Source organism: Mucilaginibacter dorajii (assembly GCF_024808255.1).
GTDB lineage: Bacteria > Bacteroidota > Bacteroidia > Sphingobacteriales > Sphingobacteriaceae > Mucilaginibacter > Mucilaginibacter dorajii.
Map to the genome: position 1 here is coordinate 488451 of NZ_JANTYS010000001.1, position 21364 is coordinate 509814.

Here is a 21364-nt window from a genome sequence, read left to right on the forward strand (position 1 = left end):
GACTATTTGGAATGGCCTTCCTGTTTAGTTTTGGGCCTAACCAATTAGCTCCTTTCCCCTTTCTTGGCGTTTTGTGCACGAACAAAAAAAAGATTACGGGAGTTTGTTGAACCCAATTTTTAACGCATGAACACCCGAAATGAACACCAATTTTAAACCCTAATTAAAAATGAGAAAAAGTAATACCACACTGATGCAATTCTTTTTGGCTGTGCTGATGTTATGCTACTGCTCGGCATTATCTGCGCAAACCTCCCTCACCGTGAAGGGGACAGTAACTGACGACTCCGGCAGTATCGTTGCCGGGGCAACGGTTACCGTTAAAGGTACAACTTCTGCTGTCAGTACTGACCAGAATGGTGCCTACAGCATAAAGGTTCCCAATAATTCAGCCATTCTTGTATTCAGCTTTATCAGTATGAAAGCCCAGGAGATCGCGGTCAATGGGAGAACGACCATTAACGCGAAGCTGATATCAACGACCACCGCTTTGTCGGATGTAGTGGTTGTGGGCGTCGGCTATGGCAGTCAGAGAAAAACTGACGTGACCGGCGCTGTTCAAAGAGTCACCAGAGAGGAGTTGATCAAGGAATCTCCTACCAATGTGCTTCAAGCCATGCAGGGGAAACTGGCAGGTGTAGATGTCACTCAAAGTGAAGGCGCTCCGGGTGCAAGTATCCAGATCAAGGTTCGCGGAACAAGCACTTTTTACGGCAGTTCGGAACCATTGTATGTTATTGACGGTATCCCGTTCAATGGATCGGCCAGTTCGCAGCCTTCTTCGATCAACAGCGCGGAAAGAAGTTCTGTGAATGCGTTGCAGTTCCTTAATCCCAACGATATTGAATCGATAGACGTATTAAAAGATGCTTCAGCGACTGCCATCTACGGATCACGCGGCGCCAATGGTGTTGTGCTTATCACAACACGTCGCGGCAAATCCGGTAAGGATCGTATCGAGTTCAATTTTACCAGTGGTGTTTCCCAGGTAGCAAAAAAATTAAGGGTACTGAATGCTCAGGAATATGCTACTTATCGTAACGAAGGGTCGGACAATTCCAATAAATATACCGGTACGACCTATACTCAGCCTTATCCCGGGACAACTGTCGGCGGTGTATATGTCAACGGCCCTCAGGATTACGCCGGGAATAATTTTTCGTGGCAGGATCAAATATTCCGTACAGCCAGGTACAATAACTATTCAATGAATATTTCCGGCGGTTCTGACGCGGGCACTCATAGCCTGTCGTTCAACTACACAAGCCAGGAAGGAACGATCATACACTCCGATTTCACCAAATTCGGCATGAACGTTAACCTGAACAGGAATGTAGGTAAGATATTTACAATAGGCACAAGTACTACTATCGGCAGGTCTGTTAGTAATGGTGTGACCACAAATGTCCAGCGTACCGATGGCGCCGACGCAGGCGTTACCCGTTCCGCACTGACATTTCCGCCAACCAACGAATCCGTAACTGACTTTTCTTCCACTCGTACTGGAGAAGCATTTTTTACAACCAACCCTGTCATTTATGCTTCAGATATCCTGAACAAGTTGACCAATTTGAGCATATTTTCGTCGAACTACTTCGAAGTAAAAATTATCGATGGATTGAAATTCCGTCAGAACATAGGCCTGAATTCAACACAAACTGATCGCGACCAATTTTATCCGGTAACAACTTACGAAGGTTATTCGGCTAACGGTTCGGCTTTAAAAGGCACCAGCGGGTTTAATAATGCAGCATTTGAAAGTCTCCTGAATTACAACAAGACCTTCGGTAAGCTGCATACGATCACCGCTATTTTAGGCGGAACTTATGAGGTGACGAACACGAGCTATCGTAATCAGGCTGCGACAAACTTCCCTACGGCGACTTTAAAGAACGAGAATCTTGCGCTTGCGCTGAATCAGGTAACACCGGCAATGGGGGCGACTAATCAAAAATTACAATCATTCTTAGCCAGAGTAAACTATACCTATAGTGACCGGTACGTACTAACGGCATCTTTAAGAAGAGATGGATCAAGTAAATTTCAGGAGAATCCGTTCGCCTACTTCCCTTCAGGTGCTATCGCGTGGAGAGTGAGCAACGAAAATTTCCTTAAAAATAAACTGAGCTACTTGTCTGATCTTAAGTTAAGGTTCAGCTACGGACAAACCGGTAACCAGGGTATAGCTCCTTATTCAACTTACGATAAGCTGATCAGCGAACCTTATATTTTCAACGGAGCGCAGCAGGTGGGTATAGGGCCTGACTATTACTCGGGTCCGGGCAATGCCAAATTGAAATGGGAAACTACAGCATCCTACAACCTGGGTATGGATCTGAGCTTGTTCAGCAGCCGTTTGAATTTAACGATCGACGCGTATAAAAAGAATATCCATGACCTCTTGCAATCTGTCACGGTACCGGCTTCAACAGGCTTTCCTACCCAACTGGTGAATGCGGGTAATGTAGTTAATAAAGGTTTAGAAATCGCTATAGCAGCCACGCCTGTAGTAACAACAAATTTTACCTGGAACACCAATTTTAATATTGCATTTAACCGGAATAAAATCACCAGTTTAGGTAATGGCGCCCTTCGGAATTTTGCGCCTGCTATCTCAACGAATGACCAGCCTTTTATTCAGGCGCCAGGTCATCCCATCGGTGCCATTTACGGCTATGTAGAAGACGGTTACTATAATAGTATTGCAGAAGTAAGGGCAAATCCCGCCAATGCGGGCATCAGTGACGCTGCGGCTTTGAGGCTAGTGGGGGAGATCAGGTATAAAGACCTTGACGGCAAACCTAATGCATTAACGGCGGCTGACCGTACGTACATCGGCGATGTAAATCCAAAATTCACGGCGGGCCTGACCAACAGCTTTAGGTACAAGGATTTTGATGCCAGCATCCTCGTTACATCCGTCTATGGAAATGACATTATCAACATGAATACCCGATTCTTCGCATTACCCGGCGGGTCAAAAAATACTTTGTTATCCATATATCAGGGAGCCTGGAGAGATGGTGCTGATAATAGCAATGCAACCGCTCCCAAAGTTGTTCTTGATTACGGCCGTCAGACCGCGCTCTTTACCCGCAGATTTATCGAGGATGGTTCTTATGTACGTTTAAAGAACATCACTTTCGGTTATACTGTAAAAACAAAATTTGCAGGGTTAAGGCTGCTGAAAGTTTCTGTAATGGCCAACAACCTGCTGACCCTAACCAAATACAAAGGATATGATCCGGAGGTCAACGGATATGGCAATGATGCCGCGCGCCAGGGTGTCGATCTGGGCGGGTACCCTAATATCCGTTCCTATAATATTAATATAAGAGCTTCATTTTAAACTATAAGAGTGATGAAAAGAATTTACAAAAAAGTTTTGACCATAGTGGTGGGTCTGCTGACGCTCAGCAATCTGAGTTGCAAAAAAATGCTGGAAGAAAAAATGATCAGTTCCATTGGTGCAGGTAACTTTTACAAGACGCAGGCTGATGCAGTGGCTGCTATCAATTCTGTATACAATGAGCTATATACCTATGACCTTTATACCCAGCCGATGTGGAATATTCCGGTACTGGATGATGACCACGTATCAGGAGCCTCCTGGTATTTGGGTGGCACCGGTGCAGGTAACCCTCAAAACTATTTCGGTGTAGACGGCCCATGGGTAGGCTTTTACAAAGTCATCGCCCGTGCAAATGTGGTATTGGAAAAAGTTGGGCCAATGACGGGCATTAACACTACCATACAAAACCGGATCTTAGGTGAGGCCTATTTTTTGCGTGGTTGGTCTTATTTTATGTTGGTTCAATTTTACGGACCTGTTCCGATACGCTTAAAGTCTCTTTCAGTTGACCCAAACGCAGATGTGCCGAGATCACCGGTTTTGGATGTATACAACCAGATATTCAGCGATCTTAAACTGGCCAGCACCAATCTGCTTCCACCGGGTGATCCTAATGGCGGCGAATCCGGCCGCGTAAACCGAGCCGTTGCAGATGCCTTCTTAGCGAAAGCCTATTTGACCATTGCAGCTTGTGCAGCCCCAACAGTGAATATTAACGTAAGAACCGGCGATGTTAACAGTAACGCAGTGTACACGCATACCAAAACGGTCGTCGCGGGTTATGAAGCGATCGATTCAAAGGCTTATTTTGAACTTGCCCGACAAAAGGCGACAGAGGTGATCAATAACTACGCCGCCAATTATCCGTTGTTCACCAGTATAAAAGATATGTGGGCAAAGGGCAACCGAAACAAGGGAGAGCACATGTGGGAACTGCAGTCACTTGATGGTTCCGCTTTCGTAAATCAGTTAAACACTTACTTTTCATGCGTCTCAACCTTTGGCCGTGGCGCTGTTTATATGACCAACACCGAGTATAATGATTATGAAGATCAGGATCTCCGTGCGCTGGAAGGTGTCGCCCATAACTATGTACAGAATACGACGACCGCAACCAAAAACTTTTATCCTTTACGTCTTGCAGCTAAATACCAGGTTGTTAACGGCGTAACCTATACTAACAACGGTACGACCGATGAAAGAGCTTATATCATCAAATTCAGCGATGTAAGCAGCCCGCTCATCGCGAGCAGTGATGCCTATTATCCATTCATGCGTTTTGCAGAAGTGTATCTGATGCTTGCGGAGGCTGAGAACGAGGTGAACGGGCCGACTGGAATTGCCTATAATGCGTTGAACATGACCCGAAACCGGGCCAAGGCATCGGTTGCCCCCGCGGGAATGACCAAAGATACTTTCCGTGATTTTGTGTTGGCAGAACGTGCCCGGGAATTTGCTTTGGAAAATGGCACCCGTCATTTCGACTTGATCCGTTGGGGCATTTACCTGAGTGTAATGAATAAAATTACCAAATCGCAGGACAATGTGGTAAAGACGAGAACGAACAGGAACCTGTTAATGCCAATCCCTGTGAGTGAATTGAATACTAACAAGTTGATAGGCAGCAACAACCCCGGATGGTAAAAAAATAGATAATAAAAAATAACTGCCAATTAAACGAAAAATGCGAGAAGGCATGACGTTTTACGTCTGCCTTTTCTTTTTAATAGAAACGATAATATAGTCTTTTTTAGAGCACGGGTTGATAAATTTTGCTCTATTCTTTTTATGAAGGTTTGTCATACCCTCGAATTGCAGAAATGATGGATCTTTCAACTAAGAATGCCTATAACTAATCTTCATTTGTTCTTAAATTAATTAAAAGCGCTGTGTGAAGTCGGTGCGTTTATGTAATTGCAATGCTATGCCTGCTGATGTTTTATAATTGTCTTGTTCAATGAAAATTACTTTTACCATTCTTGAACTTGTTGGTGGATTAATGAGGATAGGAACGACTACTAAAATGGATTTATCAAATATAAAAAGATCGGCTCCCTGGCATGTCCTAAACTTCAAAATGTTTATTTCTTATTTGGCGAAGATGCCATTTTGCAGTGGTAGTAGTAGAGCTCCGGAAAAATGAAATGATCGCGACAAATGCATAATATTTATGACATGATATGGGATGCAGCTGCCAGGGGATAAGGATATTTAGACAAAAAGATATATGAAAAACAAAGATGAAACTAAGCAAAGGATCTTCAATGCTATCGGTAGACTATTTAAGGCGGACGGTATTAATGCCTTGTACTACGCTAATATTGCCAGAGAGGCCGGCGTAGACAGATCATTGGTTTACCAATATTTTGGCCGGAATATTAAAAAATTAATTGAGGATTATATTCTTCAGAAAGATTATTGGATGAAGTTTTTCGAAAAGGTAAAAGCTGAGGTCGGTAAAAACGATCATGAGCCAGGCAAAGAACTGATTATTGAATTGCTCCAAAGGCAATGGGAATATCTCTCCGCGGATATGGAGATGCAACATTTGATTTTATGGGAGCTTACGGGGGACAGCGACTTAATGCGAAGTATTCATCATACCAGAGAGATGATGGCCGAACCCATGCTCGAATTAGCTGAGCAGAAATTTAAAGGGACGCTCGTTAAAATCACCCCGATTATAGTTTTGTTGCTCAGTGGTATTTATTATGCTAATATTCATGCTGTACATAACGGCAGTGTCATCTGTGGCATAGATGTCAGGTCAATTGAAGGTCAGGCCGATCTATTAAAAGCTATTCAGCAAATTATTGAATGGGCATATGAACACGCGGCATAAGGCATTCGGTATTTGAGTTAAAAGTCTGTTCGCATTTTTTTGGTCTACAGTCGGCTTTAATGAATAATATCAGTTGAAAACTTGCGGTAGTTTACTCATCATCGTCTTCAGCTATCTCCATTTCAAGTAAAGTATAGCTTAGGCTTTTGCCATGTGTATCAACAGGCAACGCGATGTGGTGACGCCTGCTGATTGCGCCTGTTGGTATACAAAGAGCGAAGAAGAGATATTGGACAATTCACAGCGAGTATAATCCATCGTTTTTCGTCAGATGCAGCAAAATAAATCACTAATTCTTTATCATTTTCTTTTCAAAGTACCCCAATGGTATCGCTCATACATTTAGTACAATAAAGCTTTTTTCGTTGATTTATTATTTTAGCATTAAATTGGCTGTTCCTACTTTATTACATGCAATTAAAAATAAACTACGCAAAGCCGGATCATCTCGATAGTATTTGCAAAATATGGGGTCTGAATCGGGCAACATTGGGACTTATGCCGAAAGAGGCTTTCAAAGATTGTATTACAAAAAAGTGGATTTTAGTTGCGGAAATCAACAATCAGGTGGTTGGCTATTTGCAATTTAGGTATACTGCCAAAAACCAAACGCTTTCAATTGTTCATTTGTGCGTGGATATTTCTTCAAGAGGCCAAGGGTTGGCGGATAAACTGTTAGATAAATTAGTTGAAGATTTCAAACTTAAAGCAAGAGGGATAAAATTAAGCTGTCGGAGTGATTATGCTCAGGCAATATCGTTTTGGACCCGTTATAATTTTCAGCCAAAAGGCAAATTGCCCAGTCGTGGAAATAACCCGAATGTACATTTGGTCGTCTGGTGGTTCAGTTTTGGTGGAGAAGATCTGTTTTCAATTCAAAAAAACGACAAAATCAAGGCTGTATTGGATTTTAACATTATTGCAAAATTGATGGATATGTCGGTTTCCGATAAAGTGAGAGACGAAATAGTGCAGTTACAAAGTGATTGGTTAGTAACGGAGGTTGAATATTACCAAACTTCTGAAACAACCAGCGAAATTTTCAGAGACGCAAATACCCTGCGGCGGGATAGAAGCCGCTTATTCTTGAAAGATTTTCCTGAATTAAATATAGATAAGCCAAGCATAAAGCTTGTCGAAACCGAATTACTGAAGTTTTTTCCGGGCAGTTCTGACAATGACCGTTCCGATCGAAGACAGGTGGCGGAATCTGTGCTGTCGGGTTTCCCTTATTTTGTAACGTTAGATGATGGGATATTAAAACAGGCCAAAGAGATACTAGCCTCTTATCAGCTCAAAGTCATTACCCCATCAACCCTCATATCAGAAATAGACCTTTCCATAAACGCCGAAGATTATTATCCTAATAAGTTGTCGGGAAACAATTTTACTGTGGGTAAGTTGAGGCCTGTAGATCGTAGTGAGATCGATGAAATGTTCTTGAATACCGGTGCCGGGGAAAAAAAATCGGCTTTCGGATCAATTCTTAATGATCTCGTGGCAAAACCGACCGGCTGTGTACAAGTCATAAAGGAAGCCGGGAAAACTGTAGCCTTTTACGGATACCTGGATGCCGACGATAGTTTTATGGTTCCAGTAATCCGTACTAAACAATATTCCCTCCGGCAGACAATCTTCATCCAAAATATAAACGATTTAGTTAAACTGGCATTAAGCAAGGCGAGAAATTTTATTGTAGTAAGTGATCCTTTTTTGACGGATATCGAAAAGGGAATTCTAATGGGTTCAGGTTTCTTTTTTCAAGACGATGTGTACATACGAGGTATTAAGTCTGGCTTATATGAAGGCGCACAGTTGCCGACCGAGTTATCACACATATCAACAAAAATCCCTGGACTTAAGAAACTGATCGGCGTTATTAATAAATCAACATTGGAGGCTTTAACTTTAGAGAAGCTCTTATGGCCATTGAAAATCTGCGATGCGGATATTCCATGTTTTATTATACCGATTAAACCATATTATGCAAAAGAGCTTTTTGATACGAAAGCTGCCAAATCAGAACTCTTTGGCGTTCAGCCAACGCTTATCTGGAGCAAGGAAAATGTTTATTACCGCAATGTCAATCCAAATGTCGAAAAATTTCCGGCGAGAATTTTATGGTATGCCAGTTCGGACCCTAAATCAACTCGTCAAAAGGGAATCGTATGCTCGTCATACCTGAATGAGGTGATAGTTGGGCCCGCGAAAGAGGTTTTTAAGAAACACGAAAAATTTGGGGTTTATTCATGGAAAAGGGATATCTCGAACTTGGTTAAAGGTGTATCGGATAAGCCCATTAAGGTCTTGCGATTCAGCGATTCCGAGTCATTTCCGAATGTTGTCCAACTTGCGAAAATAAAGCAGGTTCTGGCTCGGAACAACGAATCGGATAATAATTTTCAATCGCCGCTTCGTATTAAAAGCACTACCTTTATGGAATTGTATGCCATGGGAAACGGTCTAATATTATGAGCGACTTGATACTTATATCAGTAAAGGAGAAATATGTCAAAGAGATGCTCTTTGGACGTAAAACGATCGAGCTTAGAAAATCTGCGCCTAAAGCCTCCGCCGGTGACACTTTAATTATCTATACAACCCAGCCTAAAAAAGCGATTACGGCCATTGCAATAGTCAAACAGATTATCAAATGTGAACCGGAGCAAATGTGGCAAAAGTATCATGAAAAACTAGGAATCGATAAGATTGGATTTGATGAGTATTACAAAAATCATAAGAAGGCAATCGGTATAGAGATGAGTGAAGTTATCGCGTTAAACGAAGAGATTCTGCTTAGCGCCATAAAATTGATCCATCCTGAATTTACTCCCCCACAAACATTTAAGTATTTAAATAAATTTACAGCTTTGAGAGATTTCAAACATTTAATCACTTAGTTCCGGTGTTGATGGAAAGGCTGGAAACTGCTCTCTATGAAATTCACAACCTAAGCATCTTACGATTTCGATTTGTTATAAAAGAATTAATATTATTCAGAGCTGCTGAAGCCGTCGCCGTGCCAGGCAATTAATAGATGGCCGTCATAAAACTAGTACTAAAGCTCTTTATTGATGGTTGTTATGGCAAAGGGCTATACTATTAATCACACAGTTTGTATTCTTTAACCAATGCAGATGCCGGTAAGCGTAATAACTCACTAAATTTCCTGATCATTGTGAGGGACAATGGTTGCTTATAATTCAAAACCTTGCTAACAGTACCTTTATCCCCATAAACTGCGGCAAGGTCTGCCGCTTTATAGCCAAAGTCCTCCATTCGGATCTTAATCATTTCAATAGGATCAACCTCGGGTAAATCCCAATGTTTATTTTCATACGTTTCAATCAGGTGCACCAGCAGGAGTTTTTCCTGGTGATCTTCTCCCGCTGTTGCATATTTGATTGTTTCATACCTGGCAACAGCATCACTATATTGTTGCTCCGTTTCTAATAAAAACCAATGCTTTTTGGTCATATCTTAATAAGTTAACCCTAAATGGTACCCGCATCAATTTTGTCATATTCGGAATGGGTGCCGATAAACCGTATTTCAACGATTTTATCAGCATAATCTACCTCAATGATTAAACGGTATTTGTTACCGGTAATCTTGAAACGGGCCCGCTTTGCGGGTATTAGTTTAGCTTTCGGAAAATCGGCTAGAATATCGGTGCCTTTTTCCCATTTTGCTTCTTGTGCTACCTTTCTCCAGGTAGCAATACTGTTAGTGGCGTCTGCGTGTTTTTTCGCAAAATCCTGTAATTTCTTTTGATAGATGATGATCATCGTTTCTTCGTTTTTTATTACTCATCGGCGATCTCCTTATTTTCAAACTTTTTTACATTTTACGTCGCTCAACCGGGACCTTCCCGGAATGATATACCAAAGATAAACAAAAGTTGGTTTTTTGCCAACCTTTGTCTGTCTTTTTATTCTAGGTTTTATTTTCATCAATAAGTCCTTAGTTTAACTGATATTCCTTTGCGGTTGAGTACTTTCAATGCCGGAGCAACGGGATTTTTTATGAAAAATGTGGCAATTGATAAGGAGATATTGTTACCAAATCATTTAATATTAGGTGTAATTAAAGCGATCTGATTCATTAAGTATTGTAAACTTTCCTATTTACAAGTAGCTGCCGCATATCATCACTTACCTTCCTGTCGTTTAATTTAGCATAAGGCTGCGTTTGCTTAATATTAGCGTGGCCGAGCATTTTTGAAACAGTCTCCATCGGAACACCATTGTTCAGTGTGATGGTGCTTGCGAACGTATGCCGTGCTATGTGAAAAGTAAGCTCCTTGTCGATTCCGGTAATATCGGCGATCTCTTTTAAATAAGAATTCATCTTTTGATTGCTTAAGACCGGTAGCACCAAGCCGCTATTTAGACATTTTGGATTTGTTTTGTACTTTTCCAAAATGGCTGATGCATCTGGAAGGAGTGGGACTCTTGTTGATGCACCTGTTTTCTGGCGGTGGGTAAATATCCAATCGGAGTTGTCTACGCCCGTCACTATTTCACTATACTTTAATTTCTCGACGTCGGCGTATGCCAGCCCCGTATAACAACTGAACAGAAAAATGTCACGAACATGTACCAACCTCTCTGCATGAAAATTTTTCTCAGCTATCTTTTTAAGTTCGTGTTCAGTTAATGCCAGCCGTTCCACAGGTTTTTTCGTGAATTTAAAATCGGGGAATGGGTCTGCATGCAACCACCTGTTTTTAACACAGATCAAAACGATCTTTTTAAAGTTTGACAGGTATTTCATCGTCGAATTGTGGTTGCATTTTTGAACACTCTTAAACCAAAAGCAAAACTCCGTGATGAATTCATGGTCCAGTTTCCTGATATCAATGTCAGCCAGCCCAAATTTCCATCGAATGAAACTGGTGGCATGGTTGATAGTCGTTTCATACCTGTCTATTGTATTGGAGGCAAACTCAATTCCTTCCAAAGCCTTCATTTGCTGGTTGTGTTTTTTAAAAACGTCCAGTATCATTATTTTCTTCTCATCTGTACCGGTCATCATAGCTTTAATCGCCTCGACTGTAATTTCCCTGTCCGTATCGATCAATTTTCTTTTTGCCTGAAAAACCTTTTGTTCCAGTGAATCTAAATAATGATTCAGTTCTTTCACTGATTCCTTATTTCCAATAGCCCTGCCTGATTTTCCGCCCCACTGCGCCGGTTCGCATTTTCGTTTGGACGAGAGCTCCACAGCAGCACCGTCAATAGTGATTTTTAAATAGATGGGCAACGGCCCTGATTTGTAATTTTTAGGTTTTCTCATAAAGAACAATAACCCGAAGCTTTTTTCTAACATAATTGCTTAATAAAAAGGTAAAACAAATGTCGGATTCCGGCCGCTGATAATCAAGATGTTTACGAGGTGTACATGCTTGTATATCAGTCTATTGTAGCGTTTCCATTGAGTCTTTTTTTGCGTTTAGGTTACTCAATGAATCGTTCAATAGAATTATGTGTTTATATGCGAGTTTTGAGTAGGTCTTAAATGACAAAAGCCCCTAAATCATTGATTTAAGGGCTTTTGAAGCGATTTTACTCTGCTTTTGTACTCAGAGCGGGAATCGAACCCGCACTCCGTTTACGGGAACAGGATTTTAAGTCCTGCGTGTCTACCAGTTCCACCATCTGAGCATGATGATCATTGCCTGCTAACAGGCTTTCGATCTTCAAAAATAAAACCCTTCTTTTAACGGAAGGGCTTTGAGCGAAAGACGAGATTCGAACTCGCGACCCCGACCTTGGCAAGGTCGTGCTCTACCAACTGAGCTACTTTCGCATTGGTATTTTTCCTACTTGGAGTTGGTCGTGTGCCTATCTCGTTTGCGGGAGTGCAAATATAGACAGAATTGGATGTTCTGCAAGAGAAAATTTTACTTTTTTTTAAATAGTTTATAACTGGCTGGTTTTCAAAATATCAGCTATAAGGTCGGCCTCATATCCACGACCCATAGCATACTGTTGTAGCTTGTATCGGCGTTTTAGCTCATTTTTTTCGGTTAGGGTGGCTACCTTTTTCTCAATAATACGGATTAAGGTGGCGTGGTAATCGTCAAGGTCGATAGTTTGCAGGGCTTTTTTTATCAGTACATCGGGTACCCGTTTAAATTTAAGGCCTTGTTTTATCTTGATGCGTCCCCAGGCTTTTTGTGCAAATTTACCTTTGGTGTAGGCTTTGGCAAAGCGCTCTTCATTTAAAAAATTGCCTTGTATCAGTTCGCTTATTACCCGTTCAACGGCATCGGGGTAAAGCCCCCATTCGTAAAGCTTGTCGCGGGTTTCCTGTTGGGAGCGTTCCTGGTAAGCGCAAAAATGTTCGGCTTTTACAAGGGCAACTTTTTCGTCGGTGATCTTTATTTTCTTTTGGCCATCCATTTATAGCATCAAAATTCGTTAAAAATCTTTCTATTGTTAAATTAATATAAGCAATTTCGTACCATGCATAGCAACCAGTACGCCATAACCGAGGTGAAGCAGATCATTAACGCAGGTGGGCAAATTGTAAAAGAATATACTATTAATACGTTGTTCACAGATAGCCGCAGGATCAATAACCCTGCCGAGGGTTTGTTTTTTGCCTTGAGCGGCCGGCGCAATGGTCACGAGTTTGTTGCCGAAGCTTATGCGGCAGGTGTGCGTAATTTTGTGGTTGAGTATGGCCCGGAGTTCAACCTGCCCGAAGCTAACTTTTTAATTGTTGATGATCCACTGGCTGCCATGCAGGCCCTTGCCGCTTATCACCGCAGCCGTTTTGATTTGCAGGTGATAGGTATTACCGGCAGCAACGGTAAAACCATAGTAAAGGAATGGTTGTACCAATTGCTGGCTGCAGATAAAAACATTGTCCGTAATCCTAAAAGTTATAACTCACAAATTGGAGTGCCACTTTCTGTATGGCAAATAAACGGCCGTAATGATCTCGGGATTTTTGAGGCGGGAATATCAACTATTAATGAAATGGATAAGCTGGAGGCTATTATAAAGCCCCAGGTAGGAGTTTTAACCCATATAGGTACAGCGCATGACGAAGGGTTTAAAGATCGGCGTGAAAAGATGCTGGAAAAACTACAGCTGTTTAGGCATTGCGAAAAATTGATCTACAACTACGATCAGTTATTAAACTTTCAGGCGGATATTAAGGCAAGGGAAACTTTTACCTGGAGCCGCAAAATGAACCAGGCCGATCTGTACGTTTTTAGCGAAACCGTAATAGCCAAAAGCTATTATCTCCGCGCTCAATATCAAAAACGTGAGATCGAATGCCTTATCCCTTTTGCTGACGAAGCCTCTGTAGAGAATGCCATCATTTGCTGGGCAACGATGCTGGCTTTGGGCTATAGCCCGGTTGAGGCCGATAAACGGATTGAACGCCTTGCGCCGGTAAGTATGCGATTGGAGTTGAAGACTGGCGTAAACAATTGCTCGGTAATTGACGACTCTTATAATTCAGATTTGCAATCGTTAGAGATAGCGCTCAATTTTCTGGGCCAGCAAAATCAGCATCAAAAGAAAACGCTCATCCTGTCGGACATCTATCAGTCTGGCTTGCAACAGGATGAATTGTATAGGCAGGTTGCCAACCTTATCAGCAGTAAAAAGGTAGATAAATTTGTTGGGGTAGGCGAGGCGTTGATGGCTTACGAACATTTTTTTAATGTAGCCGAACAGCACTTTTTTAAAGATACCGCCGCCATGCTGCAGCAATTAAGGCAATTGAATTTTAAAGAGGAAACTATACTGATTAAAGGTTCGAGGAGTTTCGAATTTGAGCGCATCAGCCGCGCATTGGCGCAAAAAGCACATGAAACCATACTGGAAATTAACCTGAACACTTTATTGAGTAACCTCAACTTTTATAAATCAAAGATTGAGCCAGGCGTAAAGGTAATGGCCATGGTGAAGGCTTTTAGCTATGGTAGCGGCACTTTTGAGGTGGCCAACATGCTGCAATATAACAAAGTTGATTATCTGGCAGTTGCTTATATTGACGAAGGGGTATCCTTACGGCAGGCGGGTATTAATTTGCCTGTTATAGTGCTTAACCCTGAGGCTTCGGCATTTGATAAGGTCATCGAATATAAATTGGAGCCGGCGATATACAGCTTTGGTTTGTTAGATGATTTTGTGGGCTACGCGCTTGATCGTAATATTTCAAACTACCCGGTACATCTTAAAATAGATACCGGTATGCACAGGCTGGGTTTTGAAAATCACGAGATTGAAACACTATGCGATATGTTGGAACAGAACCGGTATGTGCGCATCCAGTCGGTATTTTCGCACCTTGCCGCAAGTGAGGCATCAAAACACGATGGTTTTACCCAAACACAGATCAAACGCTTTGAAAAAGCTTTTAAAGAGATAGAAAAAACGCTGGGCTATAAAGTGATCAAACATCTATGCAATACGGCAGGCATTATTCGCTGGCCATCCGCGCATTACGATATGGTGAGGCTGGGCATCGGCTTATACGGTGTAGATTCGGCTGTAAGTATTAAAGAAACCGACCTGCAGCCCATTGCCAGTTTAAAAACCAGCATAGCCCAGGTGAAAAAGATAAAAGGCGGCGATACAATTAGCTATGGCCGCAGTGGCAAGTTAAAAAAGGACGGCAAAATAGCCACTGTACGCATAGGTTATGCCGATGGCTACCTGCGTGCTTTTGGCAATGGTATTGGCAAAATGCTGGTGAAGGGAACGCTGGTACCAACCGTTGGTAATATTACTATGGATATGTGCATGCTTGACGTAAGCGGCCTGGATGTTCGCGAGGGTGATGAAGTAATTGTTTTTGATGAACAGCACCAACGCATTGAAGAGCTGGCCAGGCAAATAGGTACTATCCCGTATGAGATATTAACTAATGTTTCGCAAAGGGTAAAAAGGGTGTACTTTTACGAATAGAAATTCAAAGGGGGCTTATGAACAATTTTGCACGTGTATTATTCAGGTATTTTGCAAAGGGACTACTGGTAGTAGTGCCCATTGGCGCTGCAATATTTTTAATGTACTGGGGCGTATCAACCGTTGATAAAGCTTTGAATTTGAGTGATCTGTTGGTTGATGGCTCTGGCAAGCACATCTACATTCCAGGGTTGGGAATTTTAAATGTAGTTGTGGTGATCATGATTGCGGGTGTATTGGTAACCAACGTAGTTACCGAGCCTATCAAACGCTGGTTTAAACGTTGGTTTAACCGTTTGCCAATTTTTGCATTCCTGTATTCGTCTATAAAAGATCTTACCGAAGCATTTGTTGGCGAAGAGAAAAAGTTTAATGAGCCTGTTTTGGTAGAGGTGAATGAATTTGGGTTGAAAAAGATTGGTTTCCTGGTGCAAAAAGATCTGGCGGTATTGGGCTTACCTGGTGAGGTTGCTGTATATTTTCCTTATTCCTATTCGTTTGCAGGCCAGGTTGTTATTGTTGATGCCAGCAAAGTGAAACACATTGACAAAAGTGCCGCCGATATGATGAAATTTGTAATATCGGGTGGCGTTAGTGGGTTGGAGTAGCCGTTGGTTCAACTTGTTTCGCATCCAATGAAGGATTCTTTTTGAAACTTCGCATCGCCATAAAAGTACTCAATAGCATCAGTAAGGCACCTAATATATAAGGCGCGCCCGGAAAATAGGTTGTTGTATTTTTATGGGTGAAAAGATTAAATACCGAACTCATAAGCAATGGCCCGATAATTACAGCCAAACTACTGATGCCTGCCAGCGATCCCTGTAGTTCGCCCTGCTCTTTAGCTGATACAGTGCCTGTGATCATCCCCTGTAATGATGGCCCCGAAATACCGCCAAGGCAATAAGGGATCATAAATACGTACATCATCCAGCCCTGTGTTGCAAAAGCGATAAGTGTAAGACCAAGGGTGTAAAATAATAGCCCCGCTATAATGTTTTTCTCCTGTCCAAATTTGGGGATGGTGTACCTGATCAATCCACCCTGTATCGCTACCAAAATTATACCTATAAAAAAGCCGAGGTATCCAATACTCTTCAACTGCCAATTGAATTTTAAGGTAACATAAAACGACATTACATACTCAACGGCCTTTTGGCCTATGTAAACCAGCGAAAATGCGGTGATGAGGCTGGTTAACGCCGGGTATTTACCAAGGTTACGCAATGAACTTATCGGGTTTGATTTTTTCCATTCAAACGGGCGGCGGTTTTCTGCTGCCAGCGATTCAGGGAGTACAAAATAACCATATATTGCGTTTACAAAGGCAAATGCGGCCGCGGCCATAAAAGGCAATCGCACATTCAGTTCGCCAAGGAAACTGCCCATGGCTATGCCTACAATGAAGCCCACGCCCGAAGCCGCACCCACCAGGCCAAAATTTGCGGCCCTGTTTTTTCCGGTACTGATATCAGCAATGTAAGCTGTGGCCGTGGATGTACTGGCACCTGTAATGCCGGCTATTACCCGGCCCACAAATAACCAGGCTATAGTAGGGGCAAAGGCCATAAAAACATAATCGATACCAAAACCTAATAATGAACTTAACAGAACTGGGCGCCTGCCATAGCGGTCGCTCAGGTTGCCAACTACAGATGAGAAAAGAAATTGCATGGAAGCATACGTGAACGTTAAGTATCCGCTATACTGCGCAGCGGTACTTACATCAACATGGCCCAGGGTTTCCAGTAATTTGGGCATCACCGGAATGATAACCGCTAAACCCAACACATCAATAAACAGCGTAACAAATATAAATCCCAGCGCTGCTGAGTGCTTTTGAGGTTTTTTAGTCATTAAATTGATAAAGGTTTAAGCGATGTAAAAGTTTTGGGCCAATTATAATAAATCGGTTACAATAGTTTCTTTTGGTTCAAGTTTCTTTGTCTTTTTGAAACTCCTTATGGCGAGCAGCGCAGCTATCAACATTAATAACGCACCCAATATAAAGGGAGCGCCGGGCACGTAAAGCTTGGTTGTGTTGCGGGTAAAATAGTAAAACAAGGTGGTCATTATCCAGGGGCCAAAAATAGAGCTTAAACTCATTAAACTCGTTAAGCCGCCCTGCAACTCGCCTTGTTCATTGGCCGGAACCTGGTTTGTCATGGTACCTTGTAGCGCGGGGCCGGCTATACCACCAAGGGCATAAGGGATCATAAACGCAAACATCATCCAACTTTTGCTGGCAACGGCAAATAATATTAAACCTAAGCTGTAAAATAGCAAGCCAACCCAAATACTGCGCTCCATTCCAAATTTGGGCAATATTACGCGAATCAATCCGCCCTGTACAATGGCTATCATCAGGCCTATAAAACCTAAAGAATAACCTACAAGATCTTCGTTCCAGCCAAATTTTTGAATCGTAAAAAATGTCCATACACTTTGTACCGATTGCGCAGCAAAGTATACCAGGAAGAGTGATGCTGCCAAACCTATAACCGACGGGTATTTTTTAAGCTGCAATAAAGAACCAAGTGGGTTGGCCCGTTTCCAATCAAAAGGCCGGCGATGATCTAAAGCTAACGACTCGGGTAAAATAAAGAAACCATAAGCTGCATTTAATAGAGCCAGTCCCGCTGCGGCAAAAAATGGGTAGTGTACATTCCATTTACCCAAAATTCCACCCAAAACGGGGCCTATGATAAAACCTATACCAAAAGCAACTCCAATCATTCCAAAGTTTTGAGCCCGTTTTTCTGGTGTGCTGATATCGGCTATATAAGCAGAGGCCGTTGTAAAACTTGCACCGGTAATACCGGCAATAGTACGCCCTACAAAAAGCCAGCCTATTGAAGGTGCGAAAGCCAGGAAAAGATAATCGACCCCAAAACCTAATAAAGAGGTTAGCAAAACGGGTCTGCGTCCATATTTATCACTCAGATTACCTATCATAGGCGAGAAAATGAACTGCATTACGGAATAAGCTAATAGCATCAGTCCCGAATAAAGAGAGGCTTCACTTAATGAGCCGTGTATGAGGTGCTCTATCAGTTTAGGCATTACCGGGATGATAATACCAAAGCCGATAACATCTATAAGCAACGTAACAAAAATAAAGCCTAATGCAGCCTGTGGTTTGAGTTTGGCAGGTTGGTCCATAGCCGCAAATTAGTAAAAAGAGTCGGAAAAATAGCGTCAAGAGATTAGAATCGCAGGGAAAACGCATTTAATTGGGTTAACATAACTTAACATATTTTAGATTAAATATGTTTTAATTATTTGATAATCAGTATATTATATTTAACAAGGTTAACATTAAACTGATGTGGCGCGCAATTCAGGAAAAAGAATCGCCATCAATCTAATCTAACTTTCTAACGGGTTCTTATTTAGGTATTTTTAACATTATGAAACGTTGAATCAATATTTATATATTTATAAAATACATTACGACTGACTGAAAAATATACTTATCATGAAAAAACAGAAACTATTATTGGTTTTGCCGGCCTTATTTGCGCTGCAAAATACATTTGCCCAAAACTCACTTAAATTATCAGATGCTTTTCCCCGGCCATCGGAAACGGTTAAAATTACCTACGACGCTAAAGGAACAGCACTTGATGGTAAAAAAGACATCAGTGCCTCGGTGTTTTTTATCGATGGAAAAGATAACCCCGTTGCTGACGTTGATTTTAAACCTAATGGTGCTTTGCTAACCGGCGAATTTACCGTACCCGCTAACGCTAAGGCTTTTTTTGTTAAAATTGGAAGCGGCGAAGATGTGGATAATAATGCTGAAAAGGGTTATATCTTCCCGGTTTATAAAGATAAAAAGCCGGTTGCTGGAGCGTATGAGTCTGAGGCTTTTATACTAACCAGCGGACTTGGTACGAGGTTTGGGAAAATAAAAATGGATAGTGAGAAGGGAATAGATCTATTTAAAAAGGAAGATGAGGTAAACCCTACAACCGAAAAATTGTTCGGTATACAATATTACTCCGCATTGGCCAAAAAAAAAGACGCTGAGACCACAGCTTTGCTAAACAACAAAGTGAAAACACTGGAGAAAAGCGATAAGGAAAAAGACTTGTTGCTTGCAGCGTATATCTTGAACTGGACAAAACAATCAGCATCTGCCGATTCATTAGGTAAGGTTATTCAAACTAAATTCCCCAAAGGCGAGTCGGTTTATAATGAAACTGCAATGGCCATTTATCAGCAAAAAGATCTGGACAAAAAAGATTCGTTGTACCAGGCTTACGAGAAGGAATTCCCCTCAAAGCTGAACGAGAAAAACGGTATGCTTGATTATGCCCGTGCCGAACTGGCCACAGGCTTTTTGCAAAAAGGCGATAACGCAAAATTTAACATCTACGCGGGTAAGGTTCAAACTAAAACAAACCTGGCCGCTGCTTACAACAACTCGGCCTATGAATGGGCTAAAACCGGCGAAAAGCTGGATGCAGCAGAAAAACTGTCGAAGCAATCGTTGGATATTATGGCCGATCAGGTTAAAAATCCGCAGCCGGCTTTATATACATCGCCCAGGGCGGCCGCGAAAAATGCAAAGGCATCTTACGATATGTATGCCGATACCTACGCATTTATTTTGTATAAAGAAAAGAAGTACGACGAAGCTTTAAAATATCAAAAAGAGGTATACGCTACCAATACTTATAATGACCCCGAGATAAACGAACATTATGTGTTGATTTTAAACGCGCTTGGTAAATACGCCGAGTCAAAACCGGTAATTGAAAGCGCGTTGAAAGATGGTAAGGGAACTGAAATCTTAAAGGCCGAATTGAAAAAGGCTTATGTTGGAGTGAAGGGGAGTGAAGCAGGTTACGATGAATATCTTACATCACTTACCAATTTTGCCAAAAACAAAAAACGCGAAGAGCTAACCAAACAAATGATCAATCAACCTGCGTTGCCATTTGCATTGAAAGATTTTGAAGGTAACACCGTTTCACTGGCAAGTTTGAAAGGCAAAGTTGTTATAGTTGATTTTTGGGCAACCTGGTGCGGCCCTTGTAAAGCATCGTTCCCCGGCATGCAAACAGCGGTAAATAAATATAAGGACGATGCCGATGTGAAGTTTTTATTTGTTGACACTTGGGAAAACGGCGACAACTATACCGATGGTGTAAAGAAATTTATAGCCGATAAAAAATATACCTTTTATGTTTTACTTGATGAAAAAGGTGCTGATGGCAGGCAATCAAAGGTGGTATCGCAATTTGGGGTAAGTGGTATTCCTACCAAATTTATCATTGATAAAAGCGGTAACATTCGCTTTAAAGTAGTAGGCTTTGATGGCTCGGCCGATGGTTTGGTTGATGAGGTAAGCGCTATGATAGATCTGGCTAAAGAGCCGGCGATTGCATCGCCTGAGAAAAGCAAATAAGGTGTGTTGAATATCGGTACTTAGTAAAAATAAAAATCGTCCTTGCGAGTTTAAAAATCCGGAGGAATCTGAAGGTGTAAATGACGTAACAACTATCCTCTCCACCCTGTCATGCTGAGGCACGAAGCATCTATTAGCGAACTTTACAGGGCGAATAGGAATGGCGTAGAATAGATCCTTCACTGCGTTCAGGATGACAGATCTTTTAAAAGACGTCATGGGTAGGAGGCACGACGAAGCAATCCCCTACTTACAGAGCGAATCTGTAAATAGGGGATTACTTCGTTTCTGCCTATGACAAATATAAAAATTTATGTCATTGCGAGCGCAGCGCGGCAATCTCGTAGCCCTACAGAGCGAATATGCATGGCTACGAGATTGCTTCGTTCCTACCCATGACGTTTTTAAAAATTCGCATGAACGTTGGCCACGACTCACCCGGTCTACGCTTCGCTGGACCACCCTCTCTCCGGCTAAAGCCGCAAAGAGGGTAGGGAAAATAAAACCTTTTTAGCCCCTCTATGCGACGCAGTCGGAGAGAGGGGCAGACGGGCGTAGCCTCGTCGGGGTGAGTCGTCTGCACCCGGTTTACGTCATGCTTTCCTTCACAGTCCGCGGATTTTACTCCTCGCAATGACAAGTGGCGATGTTATCATTTTTGCCTATGGTCGGTATTTTCACCGCACCACGCCAAAGTTTTACGTATCACAACGGCGTACGTGAGTGGTGCGGTGAAAACACCGACCACAAGCTGAATAAAAACTGTGTTGTTGCAAACCCAGACTTACGAAGTTTTTAAAACTTCGTAAGTCTCTCTT

General features: G+C 42.0%; 14 protein-coding genes and 2 tRNA genes. 8 read left to right on the top strand and 8 right to left on the bottom strand.

The window, feature by feature from the left end; translation table 11 throughout:
* Positions 1-169: 169 nt before the first annotated feature.
* The 5 genes from FHS10_RS01730 (at position 170) to FHS10_RS01750 (ending at position 9094) form a co-directional block, all read left to right on the top strand.
* On the top strand, positions 170-3349 hold the full coding sequence (locus FHS10_RS01730; RefSeq protein WP_259087058.1) for a SusC/RagA family TonB-linked outer membrane protein: 3180 nt from the start codon (positions 170-172) through the stop codon (positions 3347-3349).
* A gap of 12 nt (positions 3350-3361) precedes the next feature.
* The gene (locus FHS10_RS01735) at positions 3362-4996 is read left to right on the top strand and encodes a RagB/SusD family nutrient uptake outer membrane protein (protein ID WP_259087059.1); all 1635 of its coding nucleotides are present in this window, start codon (positions 3362-3364) and stop codon (positions 4994-4996) included.
* Positions 4997-5579: 583 nt separating this feature from the next.
* The gene (locus FHS10_RS01740) at positions 5580-6194 is read left to right on the top strand and encodes a TetR/AcrR family transcriptional regulator (RefSeq protein ID WP_259087060.1); all 615 of its coding nucleotides are present in this window, start codon (positions 5580-5582) and stop codon (positions 6192-6194) included.
* Positions 6195-6605: 411 nt separating this feature from the next.
* Positions 6606-8669 (top strand): GNAT family N-acetyltransferase, encoded by a 2064-nt coding sequence (locus FHS10_RS01745; protein WP_259087062.1) that lies wholly within the window; start codon positions 6606-6608, stop codon positions 8667-8669.
* Positions 8666-9094 (top strand): ASCH domain-containing protein, encoded by a 429-nt coding sequence (locus FHS10_RS01750; protein ID WP_259087063.1) that lies wholly within the window; start codon positions 8666-8668, stop codon positions 9092-9094. The genes FHS10_RS01745 and FHS10_RS01750 overlap by 4 nt, the downstream gene beginning before the upstream one ends.
* 202 nt (positions 9095-9296) lie before the next feature.
* On the opposite strand, the gene FHS10_RS01755 is transcribed toward FHS10_RS01750, so the two are convergent.
* The 6 genes from FHS10_RS01755 to FHS10_RS01780 all read right to left on the bottom strand — a co-directional run bounded on the left by FHS10_RS01755 (position 9297) and on the right by FHS10_RS01780 (position 12601).
* Positions 9297-9671, bottom strand: a complete 375-nt coding sequence (locus FHS10_RS01755) for a helix-turn-helix domain-containing protein (RefSeq protein WP_259087065.1) — start codon at positions 9669-9671, stop codon at positions 9297-9299.
* Between the two features lie 17 nt (positions 9672-9688).
* On the bottom strand, positions 9689-9982 hold the full coding sequence (locus FHS10_RS01760; protein ID WP_259087066.1) for a type II toxin-antitoxin system HigB family toxin: 294 nt from the start codon (positions 9980-9982) through the stop codon (positions 9689-9691).
* Between the two features lie 316 nt (positions 9983-10298).
* On the bottom strand, positions 10299-11525 hold the full coding sequence (locus FHS10_RS01765; RefSeq protein WP_259087067.1) for a site-specific integrase: 1227 nt from the start codon (positions 11523-11525) through the stop codon (positions 10299-10301).
* A gap of 250 nt (positions 11526-11775) precedes the next feature.
* A tRNA-Leu gene (locus FHS10_RS01770) sits at positions 11776-11860 on the bottom strand.
* Between the two features lie 72 nt (positions 11861-11932).
* Positions 11933-12005, bottom strand: a tRNA-Gly gene (locus FHS10_RS01775).
* 113 nt (positions 12006-12118) lie between these two features.
* Entirely contained in the window at positions 12119-12601 is a 483-nt protein-coding gene (locus FHS10_RS01780; protein ID WP_259087069.1) for a regulatory protein RecX, read from the bottom strand.
* A gap of 63 nt (positions 12602-12664) precedes the next feature.
* Between FHS10_RS01780 and FHS10_RS01785 the strand changes: the two genes are divergently transcribed.
* Positions 12665-15130, top strand: a complete 2466-nt coding sequence (locus FHS10_RS01785; RefSeq protein WP_259087071.1) for a bifunctional UDP-N-acetylmuramoyl-tripeptide:D-alanyl-D-alanine ligase/alanine racemase — start codon at positions 12665-12667, stop codon at positions 15128-15130.
* Positions 15131-15147: 17 nt separating this feature from the next.
* Entirely contained in the window at positions 15148-15738 is a 591-nt protein-coding gene (locus FHS10_RS01790; protein WP_259087072.1) for a DUF502 domain-containing protein, read from the top strand.
* Here FHS10_RS01790 and FHS10_RS01795 read toward each other — a convergent pair.
* On the bottom strand, positions 15722-16987 hold the full coding sequence (locus tag FHS10_RS01795; RefSeq protein ID WP_259087073.1) for a TCR/Tet family MFS transporter: 1266 nt from the start codon (positions 16985-16987) through the stop codon (positions 15722-15724). The two genes, FHS10_RS01790 and FHS10_RS01795, sit on opposite strands and share 17 nt — an antisense overlap.
* A 42-nt stretch (positions 16988-17029) precedes the next feature.
* The gene (locus FHS10_RS01800) at positions 17030-18292 is read right to left on the bottom strand and encodes a TCR/Tet family MFS transporter (RefSeq protein ID WP_259087074.1); all 1263 of its coding nucleotides are present in this window, start codon (positions 18290-18292) and stop codon (positions 17030-17032) included.
* A gap of 316 nt (positions 18293-18608) precedes the next feature.
* On the opposite strand from FHS10_RS01800, the gene FHS10_RS01805 reads away from it, so the two are divergent.
* A complete protein-coding gene (locus tag FHS10_RS01805; protein WP_259087077.1) occupies positions 18609-20546 on the top strand; it encodes a redoxin domain-containing protein in 1938 nt (645 codons plus the stop codon).
* Positions 20547-21364 lie beyond the last annotated feature (818 nt).